General features: G+C 65.7%; 9 protein-coding genes and 2 pseudogenes. 5 read left to right on the forward strand and 6 right to left on the reverse strand.

Going from position 1 to position 15,287, the window contains the following annotated elements; all coding sequences use genetic code 11:
- Positions 1-58: 58 nt before the first annotated feature.
- Positions 59-1,816, forward strand: a complete 1,758-nt coding sequence (locus tag ABH926_RS45695; protein WP_370373345.1) for a GH25 family lysozyme — start codon at positions 59-61, stop codon at positions 1,814-1,816.
- Here the strand turns inward: ABH926_RS45695 and ABH926_RS45700 are convergent.
- A pseudogene (locus ABH926_RS45700) lies at positions 1,758-2,300 on the reverse strand (hypothetical protein); the annotation flags it as partial. The gene ABH926_RS45695 and the pseudogene ABH926_RS45700 sit on opposite strands and share 59 nt — an antisense overlap.
- Positions 2,301-2,763: 463 nt before the next feature.
- Positions 2,764-3,153: a hypothetical protein gene (locus ABH926_RS45705; protein ID WP_370373347.1), complete on the reverse strand. Its 390-nt coding sequence runs from the start codon at positions 3,151-3,153 to the stop codon at positions 2,764-2,766.
- A 191-nt stretch (positions 3,154-3,344) separates the two neighbouring features.
- Between ABH926_RS45705 and ABH926_RS45710 the strand changes: the two genes are divergently transcribed.
- The 3 genes and pseudogenes from ABH926_RS45710 to ABH926_RS45720 all read left to right on the forward strand — a co-directional run bounded on the left by ABH926_RS45710 (position 3,345) and on the right by ABH926_RS45720 (position 8,764).
- Complete coding sequence (locus ABH926_RS45710; protein WP_370373349.1) at positions 3,345-6,218, forward strand: penicillin acylase family protein; 2,874 nt, start codon at positions 3,345-3,347, stop codon at positions 6,216-6,218.
- Positions 6,219-6,643: 425 nt separating this feature from the next.
- Positions 6,644-7,430: pseudogene (locus ABH926_RS45715) on the forward strand (IS5 family transposase); the annotation flags it as partial.
- A 161-nt stretch (positions 7,431-7,591) separates the two neighbouring features.
- On the forward strand, positions 7,592-8,764 hold the full coding sequence (locus ABH926_RS45720; RefSeq protein ID WP_370373350.1) for an alpha/beta hydrolase: 1,173 nt from the start codon (positions 7,592-7,594) through the stop codon (positions 8,762-8,764).
- Between the two features lie 159 nt (positions 8,765-8,923).
- Here ABH926_RS45720 and ABH926_RS45725 read toward each other — a convergent pair whose 3' ends face one another.
- The 4 genes from ABH926_RS45725 to ABH926_RS45740 form a co-directional block, all read right to left on the reverse strand.
- Positions 8,924-9,097 (reverse strand): hypothetical protein, encoded by a 174-nt coding sequence (locus tag ABH926_RS45725; protein ID WP_370373420.1) that lies wholly within the window; start codon positions 9,095-9,097, stop codon positions 8,924-8,926.
- 151 nt (positions 9,098-9,248) lie between these two features.
- Positions 9,249-10,277 carry a GNAT family N-acetyltransferase gene (locus ABH926_RS45730; protein WP_370373352.1) on the reverse strand — a complete coding sequence of 343 codons (1,029 nt, stop codon included), beginning with the start codon at positions 10,275-10,277 and terminating at the stop codon, positions 9,249-9,251.
- On the reverse strand, positions 10,234-11,145 hold the full coding sequence (locus ABH926_RS45735) for an HTTM domain-containing protein (protein ID WP_370373354.1): 912 nt from the start codon (positions 11,143-11,145) through the stop codon (positions 10,234-10,236). The genes ABH926_RS45730 and ABH926_RS45735 overlap by 44 nt, the downstream gene beginning before the upstream one ends.
- Positions 11,142-11,702: a hypothetical protein gene (locus ABH926_RS45740; protein WP_370373355.1), complete on the reverse strand. Its 561-nt coding sequence runs from the start codon at positions 11,700-11,702 to the stop codon at positions 11,142-11,144. Before ABH926_RS45740 ends, ABH926_RS45735 begins: the two co-directional genes overlap by 4 nt.
- 340 nt (positions 11,703-12,042) lie before the next feature.
- Between ABH926_RS45740 and ABH926_RS45745 the strand changes: the two genes are divergently transcribed.
- Positions 12,043-15,216, forward strand: a complete 3,174-nt coding sequence (locus ABH926_RS45745) for a BTAD domain-containing putative transcriptional regulator (protein ID WP_370373357.1) — start codon at positions 12,043-12,045, stop codon at positions 15,214-15,216.
- Positions 15,217-15,287 lie beyond the last annotated feature (71 nt).

The raw sequence follows: 15,287 nt of genomic DNA on the forward strand, positions 1-15,287 counted from the left end.
TCCAGCCTTCCCTCCCCGCTGCGCCTTCCATCGTTCATCACAGGACAAGGACGGAAACATGCCTATATCCCTGCGACGCACCGCCGGCCTGCTGGCCGGGGTCGTCGTGGCTGTCGTAACCGCCGGTCTGGCAGCACCCCCCGCGTCGGCGGTTGACTTCGTCCCGCCCGGGTACTCCGTGACCGGTATCGACGTCTCAAGCTATCAGGGCGCTGTCGACTGGACCCAGGTAGCCGCGCACGGCGAGAAGTTCGCCTACGTCAAGGTCACAGAGGGTTCGACATATGTGAACCCGTATGGTGCCGACGGCCTCCACAATGCCAAAGCGTCCGGCCTCTACACCGGCGCCTACGCGTGGCCCCGCCCGGACGCCGGCGTGGGGTCGGCCGTGGCCCAGGCCGACTTCTTCATGGACAACGCCCAGTACGTCAATGACGGCCGGACGTTGCCTCCCATGATCGACCTCGAACCCGGACAACAGGGCCAGCCGACGTGCTACGGCCTCTCGCAAAGCGATATGTCGGCGTTCCTACACGCGTTCGTGAACGAGGTCCGGGCCCGTGCCGGCCGCGACCCGGTCCTCTACACCGGCCTGCCGTTCTGGGGTCCGTGCACCGGCGGCGACACGTCATTCGGCCACCTGCCGCTCGACTATCCCAACTACAACGCGAACCCGACTCCACTGCCGGCCGGCTGGTCGAACTTCGCGTTCTGGCAGTACACCGACCAGGAGACCGGCATCCCGGGCGTGAGCAGCGCGACGGTCGACCGGGACGTGTTCAACGGCAGTTTGGCCGACCTCGCCGCATTCTGCGGCGGCGGACCGAAACCACATCCGTACCCGTCGGGCCGGACGGTGTCGGGCCGCGATGCGGATGGCCGTCTGGAGGCGTTCGCCGGTGGGCCGGACGGGGTGTGGCATGCGTGGCAGACAGCGGTCAACGGCTCATGGTCGGACTGGGTCAACGTCGCCGGTCCGGCCAACGCTCAGCTGGCGATCGCGCCGAATGCTGACGGCCGACTGGAGCTGTTCGCGGTGAACGGCAGCGAGTTGGACCACATTTGGCAGAACGCGCCGAACTCCAACTGGTCGGCCTGGGCGAAACTGGGCGGCGGTGGCTACCGAATCGCCGCCGGAGCCAACGCCGACGGCCGCCTCGAAGTGTTCGCCTCCAGCAGCGCAGGAGTCTTCCACACCTGGCAGACCGCACCGAACTCCCCGTTCTCCAGCTGGGAAGGCCTCGGCGGCCCGGCCAACTCACGGCTGCAGATGGAGCGCGCGGCCGACGGACGACTGGAGGTGTTCGCGCTGTCGGACACCACGTTCGGCCATATCTGGCAGACCACTGTGAACGGCGGCTGGTCCGCCTGGGAGACCTTCGGCGGAGGCGGCACCGAACTGACCGTCAACCACGACGCCGACGGCCGACTCGAAGTGTTCGCCTCCAACGCCTCCGGCGTCTTCCACAAATGGGAGACCAGCCCGACAACCTGGTCCGACTGGGCCGGCACCAACGGCGGCGCCACCACCTCAGAACTGACGTCGGCGATAGCGACCGACGGCCGGGTTGAAGTCTTCGCGATCAACGGCAGCACCGCCACCCACATCTGGCAGACCGCGGTGAACGGTGCCTGGTCCGCGTGGGAGACCTTCGGGGGCGGCGGCACCTCCATCACCGCCGCAAACAACCAGGACGGACGCGAAGAGATCTTCGCCACCAGCAGCGCCGGCGTCTACCACAAGTGGCAGACCAGCTTCAGCGCCTGGTCGGCCTGGGCCTGGCTGAGCAGCACAGCCGGACCGTCCATGCCCTGAACCAGAGTCGGGTGGCCCCGGGCCTCAGCCCGGGGCCACCCCTTTCGTCGGTGACCGGCCCGGCACTTCGGCGGGCTTCCGCCAGGAGGCTGGTTCGCTTCGGCATTCGACCCGAGCCGAACACAACTACCGGCGTGGGCCCGCAGGAAGGTGCGCCAAATCTAGTCGCGTAGCGCCAGCAGCCCGATCCGGCGGTCGCGAAGAATCTTGCGGATGGTGAAGGCCGCGACCCGATGCCCAAGTCGACGCAGCTCGCCTTGAAGCCGATCAGCACCGTCCGGTACTGGATCCGTTTGAGCGCGAAGCGGACGGCGCCAGCTACCTCGTCGAGGCAGACGGGGACCAGGCTGGCCAGCGGGCCCCGCTTGATCAGCGACCAGATGCCCTCGGTCGGGTTGATCTCCGGGGCGTGCTTGGGCAGCGCCACCAGGGTCAGCCAGTCGTGTTCAGCGGCGAATTCGGTGATCCCGGTCATCCAGTGGGTGCGTGCGTTGTCTCAGATGACGATCAGCGGGGCGCCGAGCTGCTGATGCGCGGCCGTCAGCAGGTCGCGGTTGTCCGTCCAGCCGAAGCTCTTCTACTCATTCTTGCGGCCGTGGTAGAGCAGCAGACGGTAGAACAGGCGCGAACGGTGACCGGGCCGGTAGCAGGTCAGTCCGGCGATGTTGACCCGGCCCGAGCCGCGCCCGCGAACCGTGACGACCGGCGTCTGCCCACGCCTACCCCACGTCTTGGCATGCGGCGGCCTGGAGGATGCACCCGGACTCGTCGCTGAGTAGGCCCGGGCGCGGTCGGGATTGCTCCCGGTCCGTTTCCCCGGGCCTCCCGCCGAACCCGCCGTGCGGTAGGGTAAACCGCCGACGAGGTGCCAGCTGAAATGGTCCTTTTCCGACGGCGCCCCCCGAACCGGACATGCCCGCTTTCCGTAGCATCCGGCTCTCCAGTGCTCATCGTGATCGCTTTGTTGGACGTCCGGCGTGGATACCCTCGTGGCAGGTGCGGCAGACGACCAGGGTCTCGCGACGGCGTGAGGCCATCCGCACCACCCAGCCAGGCGGGTTGGGCCGCCCTTTCGGGTTCAGGTCTTTGAGGGCTCGAACATGATGCACCTCGACCTGCCGTGTTGACCCACACTGTTCACAGACGTCGGCCAGCAGCCGTTGAACGACTTCCGAGCGGCGTTTGCCCCAGATGCGGGCCGGGCTGTTGAGAGGTCGTGGCGTGCTGTCCCGCGCCAGTGAGATCCCGCCACATTGCGCCACCAGCGGCGGTCGTCCGTCCCCACGCTCCACGCTGGCCCGAAGGCCACGGCGTGGGCCGTTCTCGGTGGCGAGCACGGCACGGTAGCGGCAGTAGACCTTCGGGACAGTGGACGTCGCATGACCGCGTCGGCATCATCGCCAGCCGCTTCGGGCCTCGGGGGTGTCGAGAGCAGCGATCCTGGAACCTTCCAGGGACCGCTCCACCCCGCCTCTTCCTAGACTTCGACACAACGCGGCGCCGCGACATCCTCGAAATGGAGACGAGCATGCACATCCGTGCCCGAACAATAGCCGTGGCGCTGACCACGCTGGCGGTGGGTGGGGCCGTCGCGGTACCCACGCTGACGGCTTCGGCGGCCCCCGTGAAAGCGACCACGATCGCCGCGTCCGGCGCCGCCGACTACTGCGGCGGTCAGTGCGACGACATCCTGCCGCCGGGGGAGAACGGCAGCGCCACAGCCACGCAGATCCTGTGGTTCAAGGCCACCGGCAACCGTCCCGCGAACACCGACGACCAGCTCGGCAAGTACGCCGACATGGTCGATGGCTACACCGGTCTGACCAACGGCACCCTCGGCGACTTCTTCAACGACTCCTCGTTCGGTGTCCCGGCCGATCAGGTGGCCAGCACCCTCAACCCCGGTGGTCGCAGGGACGTGACCATCACCCGCGATAAGCAGGACATCCCGCACATCTACGGAACCACCCGCTCCGGTGCCGAATACGGTGCCGGATACGCCGCCGGGCAGGACCGGCTGTGGATGATGGACGTCTTCCGGCATCTCGGCAAGGGGGAGCTCAGCGGCTTCGCTGGCGGTGCGGCCGGCAACCGGGCGCTGGAACAGGGCCTTTATCTCAGCGGCGCCTACACCGACATCGATCTGCAGGCGCAGGTCGACCGGGTGAAGAACAGCGGTCCGCGCGGCGCTCAGGCCTACCAGGACGTGACCGACTACCTGGCCGGCCTGAACCGGTACATCGCCGACGCGAAAGCCGGCCATGTCTTCCCCGGCGAGTACGACCTCACCGGCAACGCCGCCGTCTACACCGGCGAGGGCATCCAGAACTTCCAGCCGACCGACCTCGTCGCGATCGGCACGGTGATCGGTGCGCTGTTCGGCGCCGGCGGGGGCAATCAGGTCGCCTCCGCGCTGGTCAAGGAAGCCGCCGAGGCCAAGTACGGGACGGCGCAAGGCGATGCCGTCTGGAATTCCTTCCGGGAAGAGAACGACCCCGAGGCGAACCTGACGCTGCACAACGGCCAGTCGTTCTCGTTCAACGGGACACCGGCGAACTCCTCCGGCGTAGCGATGCCCGACGCGGGCTCGGTCACGCCACAGCAGATCGTCTTCGATCCGACCGGATCGGCCGCCTCCAGCACAACGGCCTCAACCGCGAAGACGCCTACGACTGCTACCAGTTCAGCCGCAGCCAAGTCGGCGACGTCCAACGCCAACCTCATGGCCGAGCCGACCCTCGGGAAGCAGGCGGACTCGATGGCGAACGGCGTGTTGCCGGCTGATCTGTTCAAGACCAAGCGTGGTATGTCCAACGCCTTGGTGGTCTCCGGTCAATACACTGATTCCGGAAACCCGATCGCCGTCTTCGGCCCTCAGACTGGATATTTCGCCCCGCAACTGCTGATGCTGGAGGAGATTCAGGGCCCTGGTATCAGCGCCCGTGGAGCCGCCTTCGCCGGTCTGAACTTCTATGTGGAACTCGGCCGAGGTGCCGACTACTCCTGGAGCGCCACCTCGGCGGGTCAGGACATCATCGACTCGTTCGCCGTGACCCTGTGCAACACCGACGGCACACCAGCGACCAAGGACTCCAACGCCTATCTCTACAACGGCGTGTGCACGCCGATGCAGCAGATCGAGCGCGAAGACTCCTGGTCCCCGACGATCGCCGACTCCACACCAGCCGGCTCCTACAAGCTCATCGCCTTCCGCACCGAATTCGGCATCGTGCAAGCCCGCGCCACCATCGGCGGCAAACCGGTCGCCTACACCCAGCTGCGCTCGACGTATCAGCATGAGGTCGACACCATCGTCGGCTTCCAGATGTTCAACGATCCGGCTGTGGTGACCGGTCCGGCCGGTTTCCAGCAGGCGGCGTCGAACGTGACCTACACGTTCAACTGGTTCTACGTCGATTCCCAGCACACCGCCTACTACAACTCGGGTCTGAACCCGACCAGGCCGGCCGACGACGACCCGAACCTACCGATCACCGCCGATGCCGCACACCAGTGGCTGAACTGGGATCCGGCCACGAACACGGTCGCCAACACGCCGTTCGCGTCGCACCCGAACTCGATGGATCAGGACTACTACGAGTCCTGGAACAACAAGATCGCCCAGGGCTACACCGTCTCCACCTTCGGCGACGGCTCGATCTACCGCAGCAACCTGCTCGACGAGCGGATCAAGAGCCTGACCAACTCCGGCCAGAAGATCACCCGCGCCTCGCTGACCCAGGCGATGGAGGACGCAGCGCTCACCGACTTGCGTGGCGAGAAGCTGCTGCCGGAGCTGTTGAAGGTGATCGGGACGCCGAGCGATCCCACGCAGGTGGCTGCGGTGAACGAGCTGAAGACGTGGCTTGCTGACGGTGCCAAGCGTAAGGAGACTTCGGCGGGCAGCAAGACGTACGGCGACTCCGACGCCATCCGCATCATGGACGCCTGGTGGCCTCTGCTGCTCCAAGCCGAATTCCAGCCCGGCATGGGCACCGGCCTGTACAAGGCGATGAACGGTGTCCAGCCGCTCGACCAACCCCCGTACCGCGGCCACACCGGCTCGTCGTATGAGCTCGGCTGGTACTCCTACGTCGACAAGGACCTGCGCGCCGTCCTCGGTGAACCGGTCCAGGGCGGCCTGGCACAGACTTACTGCGGCGGCGGCGACCTCACACAGTGCCGCACCGCCCTACTGTCCGCGCTGTCCACGGCGATCGCCACCCCGGCGGCCACCGTCTACCCGGCGGACTCGGTCTGCAAGGCCGGCGACCAGTGGTGTGCGGACTCCGTTGAGCAGCTCCCACTCGGTGGCATCACCGACCCTGAGAGCAACTGGCAGAACCGCCCGACCTTCCAGCAGGTCGTGCAATACCCGGCACACCGCAGCGCCAACAACTGACAGCCCAGCTCTCTCGCCCGGACCGCACCTTGCGGTCCGGGCGAGGCCGAACGTCAACCACACGAAGCAATGGAGTCGGACGACAATCCATGAGCCAACGCGCATCCACGTACCAAGCGATGGGTGAAAGACCATGGTGATCTTGCGGTTCGTCTTCTCGTACGGCGTGGACACGATGCTCTGGCCGAGCGACATGACCAGCCCGCTCGGCTTTCCGTGTGAAACACGACTGCTGCCGTTCAGCGAGCAGACCCGCGCGGACATCGATCGACTCGCCGAGTGGTATCAGTCATCGTTGGGCTGGGACGATCCAGGGGGTCCCAGCCCGTGGACAACGCAAGAGTCTGAGTCGTTCGACGCCCAGGCCAAGGCGCTGCTGGGCCGGATCCGCTCGAAACTTCCCCCGGGCTGGGCCCTCCTAGGACATGTCTCAGAACCCTGTCGCGTTGCTCGTGCCGCACCGGGATGATCTCGGTGTGGCGCGAGGAGACTTGAGTGATGCGCAGTGGGCGTTGCTGGAGCCGCTGTTGCCGGTCGCTGCGACGGGCCGACCGGCGTTGTTCCAACGCAGGCTGATCGACGGGGTGCGGCATCGGGTGCGTACCGGTGTGCCCTGGCCCTGCTTGCCCGAGGAATATGGGCACTGATAGGTGGTGTACTCGCTGTTTCGGCGCTGGCAGCGCGAGGGTGTGTGGGTCATGCTGCTCACCAAGCTCTAGACCAGACCAGACCAGAGCCGATGCCGCGGGGCGGATCATCTGGGACGTGTCGGTGGGCTCCACGATCAGTCGGGCCCATCAGCATGCGGCCGGTGCCCGCCGTGACGGCGCGGCCCAGAAGGGTCACCCGGTGGGGTGGAGATCGAACCGGCCGACCATGGCCTGGGCCGTTCCCGCGGCGGCCTGACCAGCAAGATTCACCTGGCCTGCGAACATGGGCAGCGTTTGCTTTCCCTGGTCGTCACGGCTGGTCAGGGCGGCGACTCCCCGCAGTTCGTGCGGGTGCTGGAGGCGATCAGGGTGCCCCGTCTGGGCCCTGGCCCATCCCCGCTGCCGCCCGAACCGGGTGCGGGCCGACAAGGGATACTGTCCGAGGGCCAACCGCATGTACCTGTGCAAGCGCGGGATCCGGGCCACGATCCCGGAGCGTCGCGACCAGATCGCCGGGCGCAAGCGTCGCGGCAGTGCCGGCGGTCGGGCGCCGGTGTTCGATGGGTTGCAGCCGTGGATGTGGCGCGGGACCTCCGCGGCACATCCACCGCGTCCGTCTCCCCCTCGACCAAGGGGGGTATGTGATCCCTGTGCTCGGATTGTGAAGCGCCACTGTGACACTAGGAGCTCTACCAGAACCTCATCACCGTTCAGGAGAGCTCTGTGAAACAACGGCTTGCCACCGCCGTAGCGGCATTCGCCACCGCTTCCCTCACGGCCGCCGGTGCCATCGCCGGCCCGGGCGCGGCCCACGCCGACCCCGCCGGCCCACCCGTCCTGTCGGACGGCTACGGGCTGACGCAGGTCGACGATCCGGCTTTGTCGAACCCGGGGATACCCACCCCCACCGCGACGGACTTCACAATCACGGTGACGTCAGCGCAGGTCGCCAACGACCCCGGCACAGCCGGACAGCACATCCGCATCGCCCTGCCGGCCGACTACTACAGCAATCCAAGCAAGCGGTACCCGGTCCTGTACCTTCTCGATGGCTCTCCGGGCGACCCGTGCGACTACTTCGGCATCGCCGGCTTCCCCCAATTCAACGCGCTGAAGAACACGTCGGGCATGATCATCATCATGCCCAGCGGCGGCACCCGCGGCTGGTACTCCAACTGGCGTGACCAGTCCACCTCGGTCGGCGCCCAAAACTGGGAGAACTTCGAAACTGAGCAGGTGATCCCGTTCATCGACGCCAACCTGCGTACCGTCGCAGACAAGCAGCACCGCGCCATCGCGGGCATCTCCATGGGCGGTTTCGGCGCGCTCCACCTCGCGCAACTCCACCCTGATCTGTTCAGCCAGGTGGCGACCCTGTCAGGGGACGCCGACCTGTCAAGGAACGAGATGGTCCTTCGGGAGGTCGTCATCGCCTCGCTCACGGACGCACAAGGAGCGTTGCCGGTCGCCACCAGCGGTGTTCTCCCGGGTACCACCGGCTGGAGCGCCTGCCACCCGGTGAACGACCCATATCGGCCCGCCGTCAGCAGCGACGCGCTGTTCGGCTCCCCGTATCCGCTATCGACGAACCCGCCCTTCAACGACTCTCTGTGGATCGCTGCCGACCCCACGGAGCACGCCTCAGCCTTCGCGGGCATGGGCGTCTCCATCTACGTCGGCAACGGTAACGGGCAGGATTACCGCGAATGGTGGCTGGAGAGCGCATCCCAGCACTTCGACGCCGCTTTGACCGCTGCGGGCCAGCACCCGTACTTCGAGGACTACGGCAGTGGCGCCGGGTGGGGACAGTGCGACGGCGCTCATGACGACCCGTGCTGGGACCATGACCTGGCCAACCTGATTCCGCGGCTGCAACAAACCTTCGGCACCGACTGATAACGGCACCGCCGGACGGTCCACGAACAGCCGGTTGGCTACGTTGCCGATGGCAGATCATCGAGGCGGTGGGTCGCGCCGGGTGCACGACCCTGTGCCTGCCGAGAACTTGGCTCTGGCAAAATCTTCGGATGCCGTTGGTGATCTTGGCTGGAGTCGTCAACTGCTGAAGTATCGCGAGCAGAGCTGTTGTAGGTGGCTGGTTCGGCGGCCCGGCCGGGGATGGTCTTCGGGTGGGTCGTACTGGCTGAGTCGGATGATGTTCGCCCCCGCGGCAGTGAGCACGTGTTGGACGTGGGTTTTGGCCAGGCCCTTGTAGCGGCAGTGGCGCAGGCCGCGGGCGTGTGAACCGCGCCGGGACTATGCCATGCTCCTCCGTTTGACAGCCAGGTCAGAGGACGGCCCTGACCTGGCTGTCAAAGCCGTGACCGCGGTACGAACCCGGGAGCGCTTCAGCCTCCGAGCCTCCGTGGCCACTCACCTGCTAGTGACATTCCCTAACGGCTTTCAATCGCTCAGTGAGTTCGGCTACACCGATCTGAAGCTCAGCCACGACTGCCAGGGTTGTGTAGCCCAAGTCGTGGTTGATGCGGTTCATATAGGTGTTGTCGTGCGCTGTTTGAGTGTAGATCTCCGCAATCGCAGGTCGTTCAACACGAAGCCAGCGCAGCATCGCGCCCTTGATGGCGAGACCGAGGCCGTGGCCTCGGAAGGCCGCCACCACGGCGGTGTCCATCTGCATGGCCTGGCTGGGCTGGTTGGGCCACAGTTCGATCTCGGTGATGCCCGCTATCCGGCCGCTGAATTCGTGGACGGCCACAGTGACGACGCTCTGGACCTCGTGAGTCCGCAGATCGGCTTCGTGGGCACGGACACGTTCAGCTGTCCAGGCCGTCGTCTCCAGCTGCGAATCGCCACGCGGCGCATCGAGGATGGCAGTGCGTGCGCGAGCGTATTCCTCCAGCAGGTTCTCCGGCGCGGATCCGATCCAGCGTTCCAGGCGGAACCCGTCGGGAACAGAACGCTCCCACAGGGCCGGATCCACATCGGCCAGCGCCAACATCTGGCGCTCGTGCGCTCGGCTACGGACGAAACCCAGTTCCCGCGCCCACGACTCACCGGAGGCGTCGGCCTTGACCCCGTTCGCCATGACGAGAGTGCGACCGTCGATGCTCAGATCCGGAAGTACGGCCCGCAGCATCGTCGTGCCCGCCCCCTCACGTCGCCGCGCCGGCCGTACGACGACCCTGACCAAGGTCACATGGCTGTTCTCATGACGCGGATATATCGCCGAGGCACCCGCCACGATATGACCGTCCTCCCGCATCACCCAGCGGCTGATCGGCCCCGCCGCCGTGACAGGTGAGCCAATCAACTCGATGTACTCTCCGAGCGTCGGCAACGGCTGGTCGGGATGGTCCAGCGTCATGACCTCCTTCATCAGCCCATAGTGCTGCGCCACATCGACGTCAGAGGCTGACGACGGATCGAACACGCTGATCTCGATCGGCACTGGTGGACACCTTCCTCGCAGGAGTGTTGAGTGATGCCAGGGCGACTACCGCCATCATGGTCAGGGCGAAGGCGAACAGGCCCATCAATATCATGATGAAGAAATGAAGAATCACCGCGGCGACCAGGGCGTAGCGCCGAACGGCGGTGGCGCAGAACATGGAAGCAGCGATGCCGGTTTCGATGATCAACACCGACCAGGTGACGACCGGCCCCACCCAGCCGATATCCAACAAGCCAACGACCGTACCGCGAACGGCATCGGGTGCCCCGAACTGAGGACCCTGCATGATGATGCGCAACGCCTGTCCATGACGCCACGCCGGATGCGAGACCTTGGCGAACGCGGCATCCAGATAGATGATCGCGACCTGCAGCCGTAGCACGAGATGTGCGGCATAGGAACTGCCGCGCCAACTCGGTGCGATCGGCGTCTCGATCTTGCTCCAGTGGGTCATTCGGGTATCGCCCAGGCACTGGGGGATGAGGAGGCCGCAGGCGACCTCCGCGATCGCTGCGCCGCCGTCAGCGACCGTCACGCTGCTGGCTATGCTGAAGGAGACGTACCAATGCGGTATGCACAGCCATCGCGGCTTCACACCGATTGCCACCGCCGCGAGAACCGCCAACGCGACCGCCCGAGCCGCCGGGTTCGAGGTCTGATCTCCGCCGGTGACGCACCAGATCGAGATGCCTTCCACCCCTTCGCACAATCCGGGTCCACCCGGATGCGGCGTGTTGAACAGCAGGTCACGATCGGATGTGAAGAGAATGATACTGAGCTGCGCCAGAGCCAGTAGCGAGCGGCCGATACTGAAGATCTTGCTTCGCGGATCAAACAAAGCCGCTGATTCGAGGAGCCGCTTCATGGCGCGCACCGCAGGGTGAGAACCACGGCCTTCACCTCTGGCTTCGTCCCCACATGAGCCTCCGGCGCGGCAAGAGCGAACACGAATGATCCACACAGGGACGCCGGGCGCGTTGGATTGAGCAGCGGCAGCGGCCGGACGCCCGCCAGGCAGCCCGCCGTGACAGCGCCGCCACACGGATGCCAGGCCCCAACGGGAACAAGCCCTTGGAGGTACTGCGCCTCGCGCGATTCCGCTTGGGAGACACCCGACAATCCCAAGAGGGTGGATGACGACATCTGTCGAGGGACGAACGGCGATGCCTCCGACAGGTCCGAACCGAGTCGATACACGGAAAGGGTGGGCAGGTCTGCGTCGTTGGAGAAGAACGCCCACCCTTGGGGCCAGACCGAGTGATAGGCGAGGCGGGCACGTCGCGCCCATGGAGGTTCAGAGTTGCCGAACACCTGCAAACCCAGTGTCGAGACCAGGAGTGTCGCGAGGATCGCGAGGGTCACTTTGAAGCCGAGCGAGCTGGCGGCCTCGGAAGGCTCGCCAGCCGCGTCAGTCACCGCCATGCCTGGGTTCAAGACCCCCCGTTCTGGGTCCACAGGTCCCCTGCAGGACTGCTGACTCGAGACCCCGCCTGCTGGCCCGCTCCCGTCAGCGCGACCGCGGACAGAGCTGCGAGCGTACCGATCACCGCGAAAACAATCTTGTGCTTCATGTAATTTGATCTCCCGCCGCTTGAGGGTTCGACTACTGTTGGTACCCGTCCCGTAGTCCTCAGCGAGCTTGAGCGCTGACACTACCCAACCGCTATCGGATCGCTACCGGCAGCACATGAGCTCAAACGATATAGCGAACCAAGCAGCGGCGAACGCCTCGCAGTAGTAGCAAGGAGAGGACCTATCGCCCATGCCACAGGACGATCCTGACTCTGCACTGAACGGCATGCCCCTCCACAGCTCGGTCGCTCTCGAGATCCAGGTGCTCGGCCCGCTGCTGGTCACCATCGACGGTCGGCCCATCACCATCGGCGGGGGTCGGTCCGCCCGGGCACTGGCGCTGTTGAGCCTCAATGCCAACAAGGTCGTTTCGGCGGACCAGGTCATCGCCGCGTTGTGGGACGATCCCCCCGAGTCGGCACGCCAGCAGGTGCACAACGTCGTTGCCGCCGTCCGCAGAGCCCTGAAACCAGCCGTGGGCGCCGCAGAAGTGTTGACAGTCGACTCCGGCTACAAACTCAATGTGCCGAAGGACGCCGTCGATCTTCTTCGGTTCGAAGCGCTGCTGCTGGCGGCGGACGGCGCTGTCGCGGCACGTGAGCTCACAGAGGCGTGTCGGCATCTCAAGGAGGCGATCGCACTCTGGCACGGGCCGGCTTTGAGCGGCATCGAGTCCCGAAAGCTCCAGAATTCCGCCGTCCTGCTCGCCGAGCGGCGAGCTGCCGCCATCGAGCAGCTGGCGGAGATCAGCATCGAGGTGGACGAGGCCGCGTCAGTGGTGGCGATCTTGACGCAGTTGGTCGCCGACTTCCCGCTCCGCGAATCGCTTCGCGCGGTTCTCATGCGGGCGTTGTACCGCAGCGGTAGACAAGCGGACGCACTCGCGGTCTACGAGGATGGACGAAGCCGGCTGGCCGAGGAGCTTGGCTTGGACCCGGGACCCCGGCTACGCGAGGCACATCAGGAGGTACTGGCGGGCAGGAACGCTGCAGTCCCGTCGACTTCCGAGTCCACAGGACCAGCGGCGGTTGGAACCACACACAAGTCCGCGCCGCCGGGGGCCAACTTCCTCCCCCGGGACCTTGCGGAATTCACCGGCCGCGTGGCCGAGATCCGTCGCCTGTATGAGAATGCCGCCAACTCGGGCACATCAGCGCTCGTGATCTCCGCGATCGACGGCATGGGCGGAGTAGGCAAGACGACACTGGCCATCCACATCGCCCACCAGCTTGCCGACCGGTATCCGGACGGCCAGTTCTTCATCGACCTGCAGGGTTTCAGCGTCGGGGTCGAACCGATGTCCCCGATGCGGGCTCTCAATTCCCTGCTTCGAAGCAGCGGCGTTCCCCCTGAGGCTATTCCTCACGACCTCGAAGCCCGTAGCGCGCTCTGGCGCAGTACCCTGACCGGGCGCCGAGCACTTGTACTCCTGGACAACGCGCTGGACGTGAATCAGGTCCGCCCTCTGATACCCGCCGAGCCTGGCGCTCTCGTGCTGATAGCGAGCCGGCGTCGGATGGCCGCTCTGGAGGGCGCGGTACCGCTTTCTCTGGATGTCATGCCGGAGCGCGATGCTCATCAGCTGTTCAGTCACATCGCCGGGGCAGATCGTACGGCAGCGGAGTCCGATCAGGTCGCACTGGTTCTGGAACTGTGCGGGAGGCTCCCCCTTGCCATCCAGATCGCCGCCGCCCGGCTCCGCGATCGCCCCAGCTGGTCGGTGGCCGACCTGGTCGGGCAGCTGCGACGGCGCAGCGGCCGGGCCAGAACCCTGGTGGCGGGCGATCGCAATGTTCTGACCATCATCGGCTGGTCCTACCAGCATCTGTCACCGCTCCAGAAGAAACTTTTCCGCCGCCTCAGCGCGCACCCCGGGCACGATTTCGACGCGTACACCGCGGCAGCCCTGTCGGGTTTGCCGTTGGAGCAGGCCGAGGACGCCCTGGAAGAACTCTTCGACATCAACCTCCTTCAACAGCGGCGCGCCGGACGCTACAGTTTCCACGACCTGGTCCGGGACTGCGCCAAAGATCTACGTGCCCGCGATGATGACGATGAAGCACAGCAGTCTGCGCTTCGTCGCCTCCTCGACTATTATCTCGTATCGACGAACCGTTGGTGCCGGGCCATGGGGACTGAGAACCGCTATACCACTTTCCAAGCCCACATCGAGCCCGACCACCTGAAGGCCGTCCCGGACCAGAGCACCGCGCTTTCACTGTTCGAGGACGAATATCGAAACATCGCGGCATCTGTGAGATATGCCGCGCTCCACGGATTCGACTCGCACGCCTGGCAGCTTGTCTGCTCGATGCTGCCGTACTTCTCTCGGATCAGCCAATGGAGCGAAGCAGAAGACCTGTACACGACGGCGCTGGCAGCAGTACGCCGCTTGGGGCTTGAACAGGGGGAATCCGTATGTCTCATGGGCCTGGCCGCCGTCAAGCGGTCCCGCGGGGAGGTCTCCGACGCCCGTGAGCTGATATCTCGGGCGATCGCGATCAGCCGCGCACGAGGCGACCTGGCGGCGGAGGCGAGTCAGCTCACGAATCTGGGTGTGACACTCGTGGACGCCAACAACTTCGCCGAGGGCGAGAAGTGCTTTCTCGGCGCCCTGGACCTCGCGATCCAGATCGGCGACCTCAAACTTCAGTCGGGGCTCACCAACAATCTCGGCGTCATCTCCCGCGAACTCGGCAGACTGACCGAAGCTCTCGAGTACTTCAACCGGTCGGTGGGCATCGAAGACGTGGACGAAGAGGTTCTCCACAGATCGCCGAACAAGGTCTGCAACATCGGTGAGGTGCTCAACCTCCAAGGCCTGACGAGCCGTGCGCGCGAGCGGTACCTGGAAGCACTGGAACTCAGCCGCATGAACCAGTCCCCGCGCGGTAGAGCGCTGGCCCTGACCGGTCTGTGCGCCGTATATCGGGCGTCGAACGACCTGGTCCGTGCCCTCGACGCCGGTCGCGAAGCTGTCGATCTGGCTCGCTCCGTCGACTGGTTCCACCTCGAGGCGGACGCGCTCAGCGCAATCGGTGACACCCACCTCAGCCGGGGCGACCTGGAGTCGGCTGCGCAGTCGTACGCCCAGGTCGAGTCAATCGGCTTGGCCTACTCGTCCAGGCGATACATCGCGCGAGCCCGTGACGGCATGGCGCACCTGGCACTCGCCCGCCTCGACATCGCCAAAGCCAAGGTCTGCTGGCGCGAAGCACTGGCCGTTTATCCCGGTGGGGTCGTGGACGCCGCGGCTGCCCGGCTGCACCTGGCGGCGGACGATCCGGAATCCGAACGTTGCTGGCGGTGCCGGCACGATGAAGCCGATGCGGGCTTCACAAAAGACTGTTCTCTCCCCGCCTGATATCAGCCATAGGACTTGCGGTCATAGACCGAGCAGGTCCTTGATCACGCTAGGCCGAGGCCTGTACTACC

Origin of the sequence: Catenulispora sp. GP43 (assembly GCF_041260665.1) — a bacterium.
Lineage (GTDB): Bacteria > Actinomycetota > Actinomycetes > Streptomycetales > Catenulisporaceae > Catenulispora.

Bases quoted from the DNA above. Each gene is read 5' to 3' on its own strand.
- ABH926_RS45695 (WP_370373345.1), top strand. From the start codon at position 59: ATGCCTATATCCCTGCGACGCACCGCCGGCCTGCTGGCCGGGGTCGTC.
- ABH926_RS45710 (WP_370373349.1), top strand. From the start codon at position 3,345: ATGCACATCCGTGCCCGAACAATAGCCGTGGCGCTGACCACGCTGGCG.
- ABH926_RS45735 (WP_370373354.1), bottom strand. From the start codon at position 11,145: ATGAAGCGGCTCCTCGAATCAGCGGCTTTGTTTGATCCGCGAAGCAAG.
- ABH926_RS45740 (WP_370373355.1), bottom strand. From the start codon at position 11,702: ATGGCGGTGACTGACGCGGCTGGCGAGCCTTCCGAGGCCGCCAGCTCG.
- ABH926_RS45745 (WP_370373357.1), top strand. From the start codon at position 12,043: ATGCCACAGGACGATCCTGACTCTGCACTGAACGGCATGCCCCTCCAC.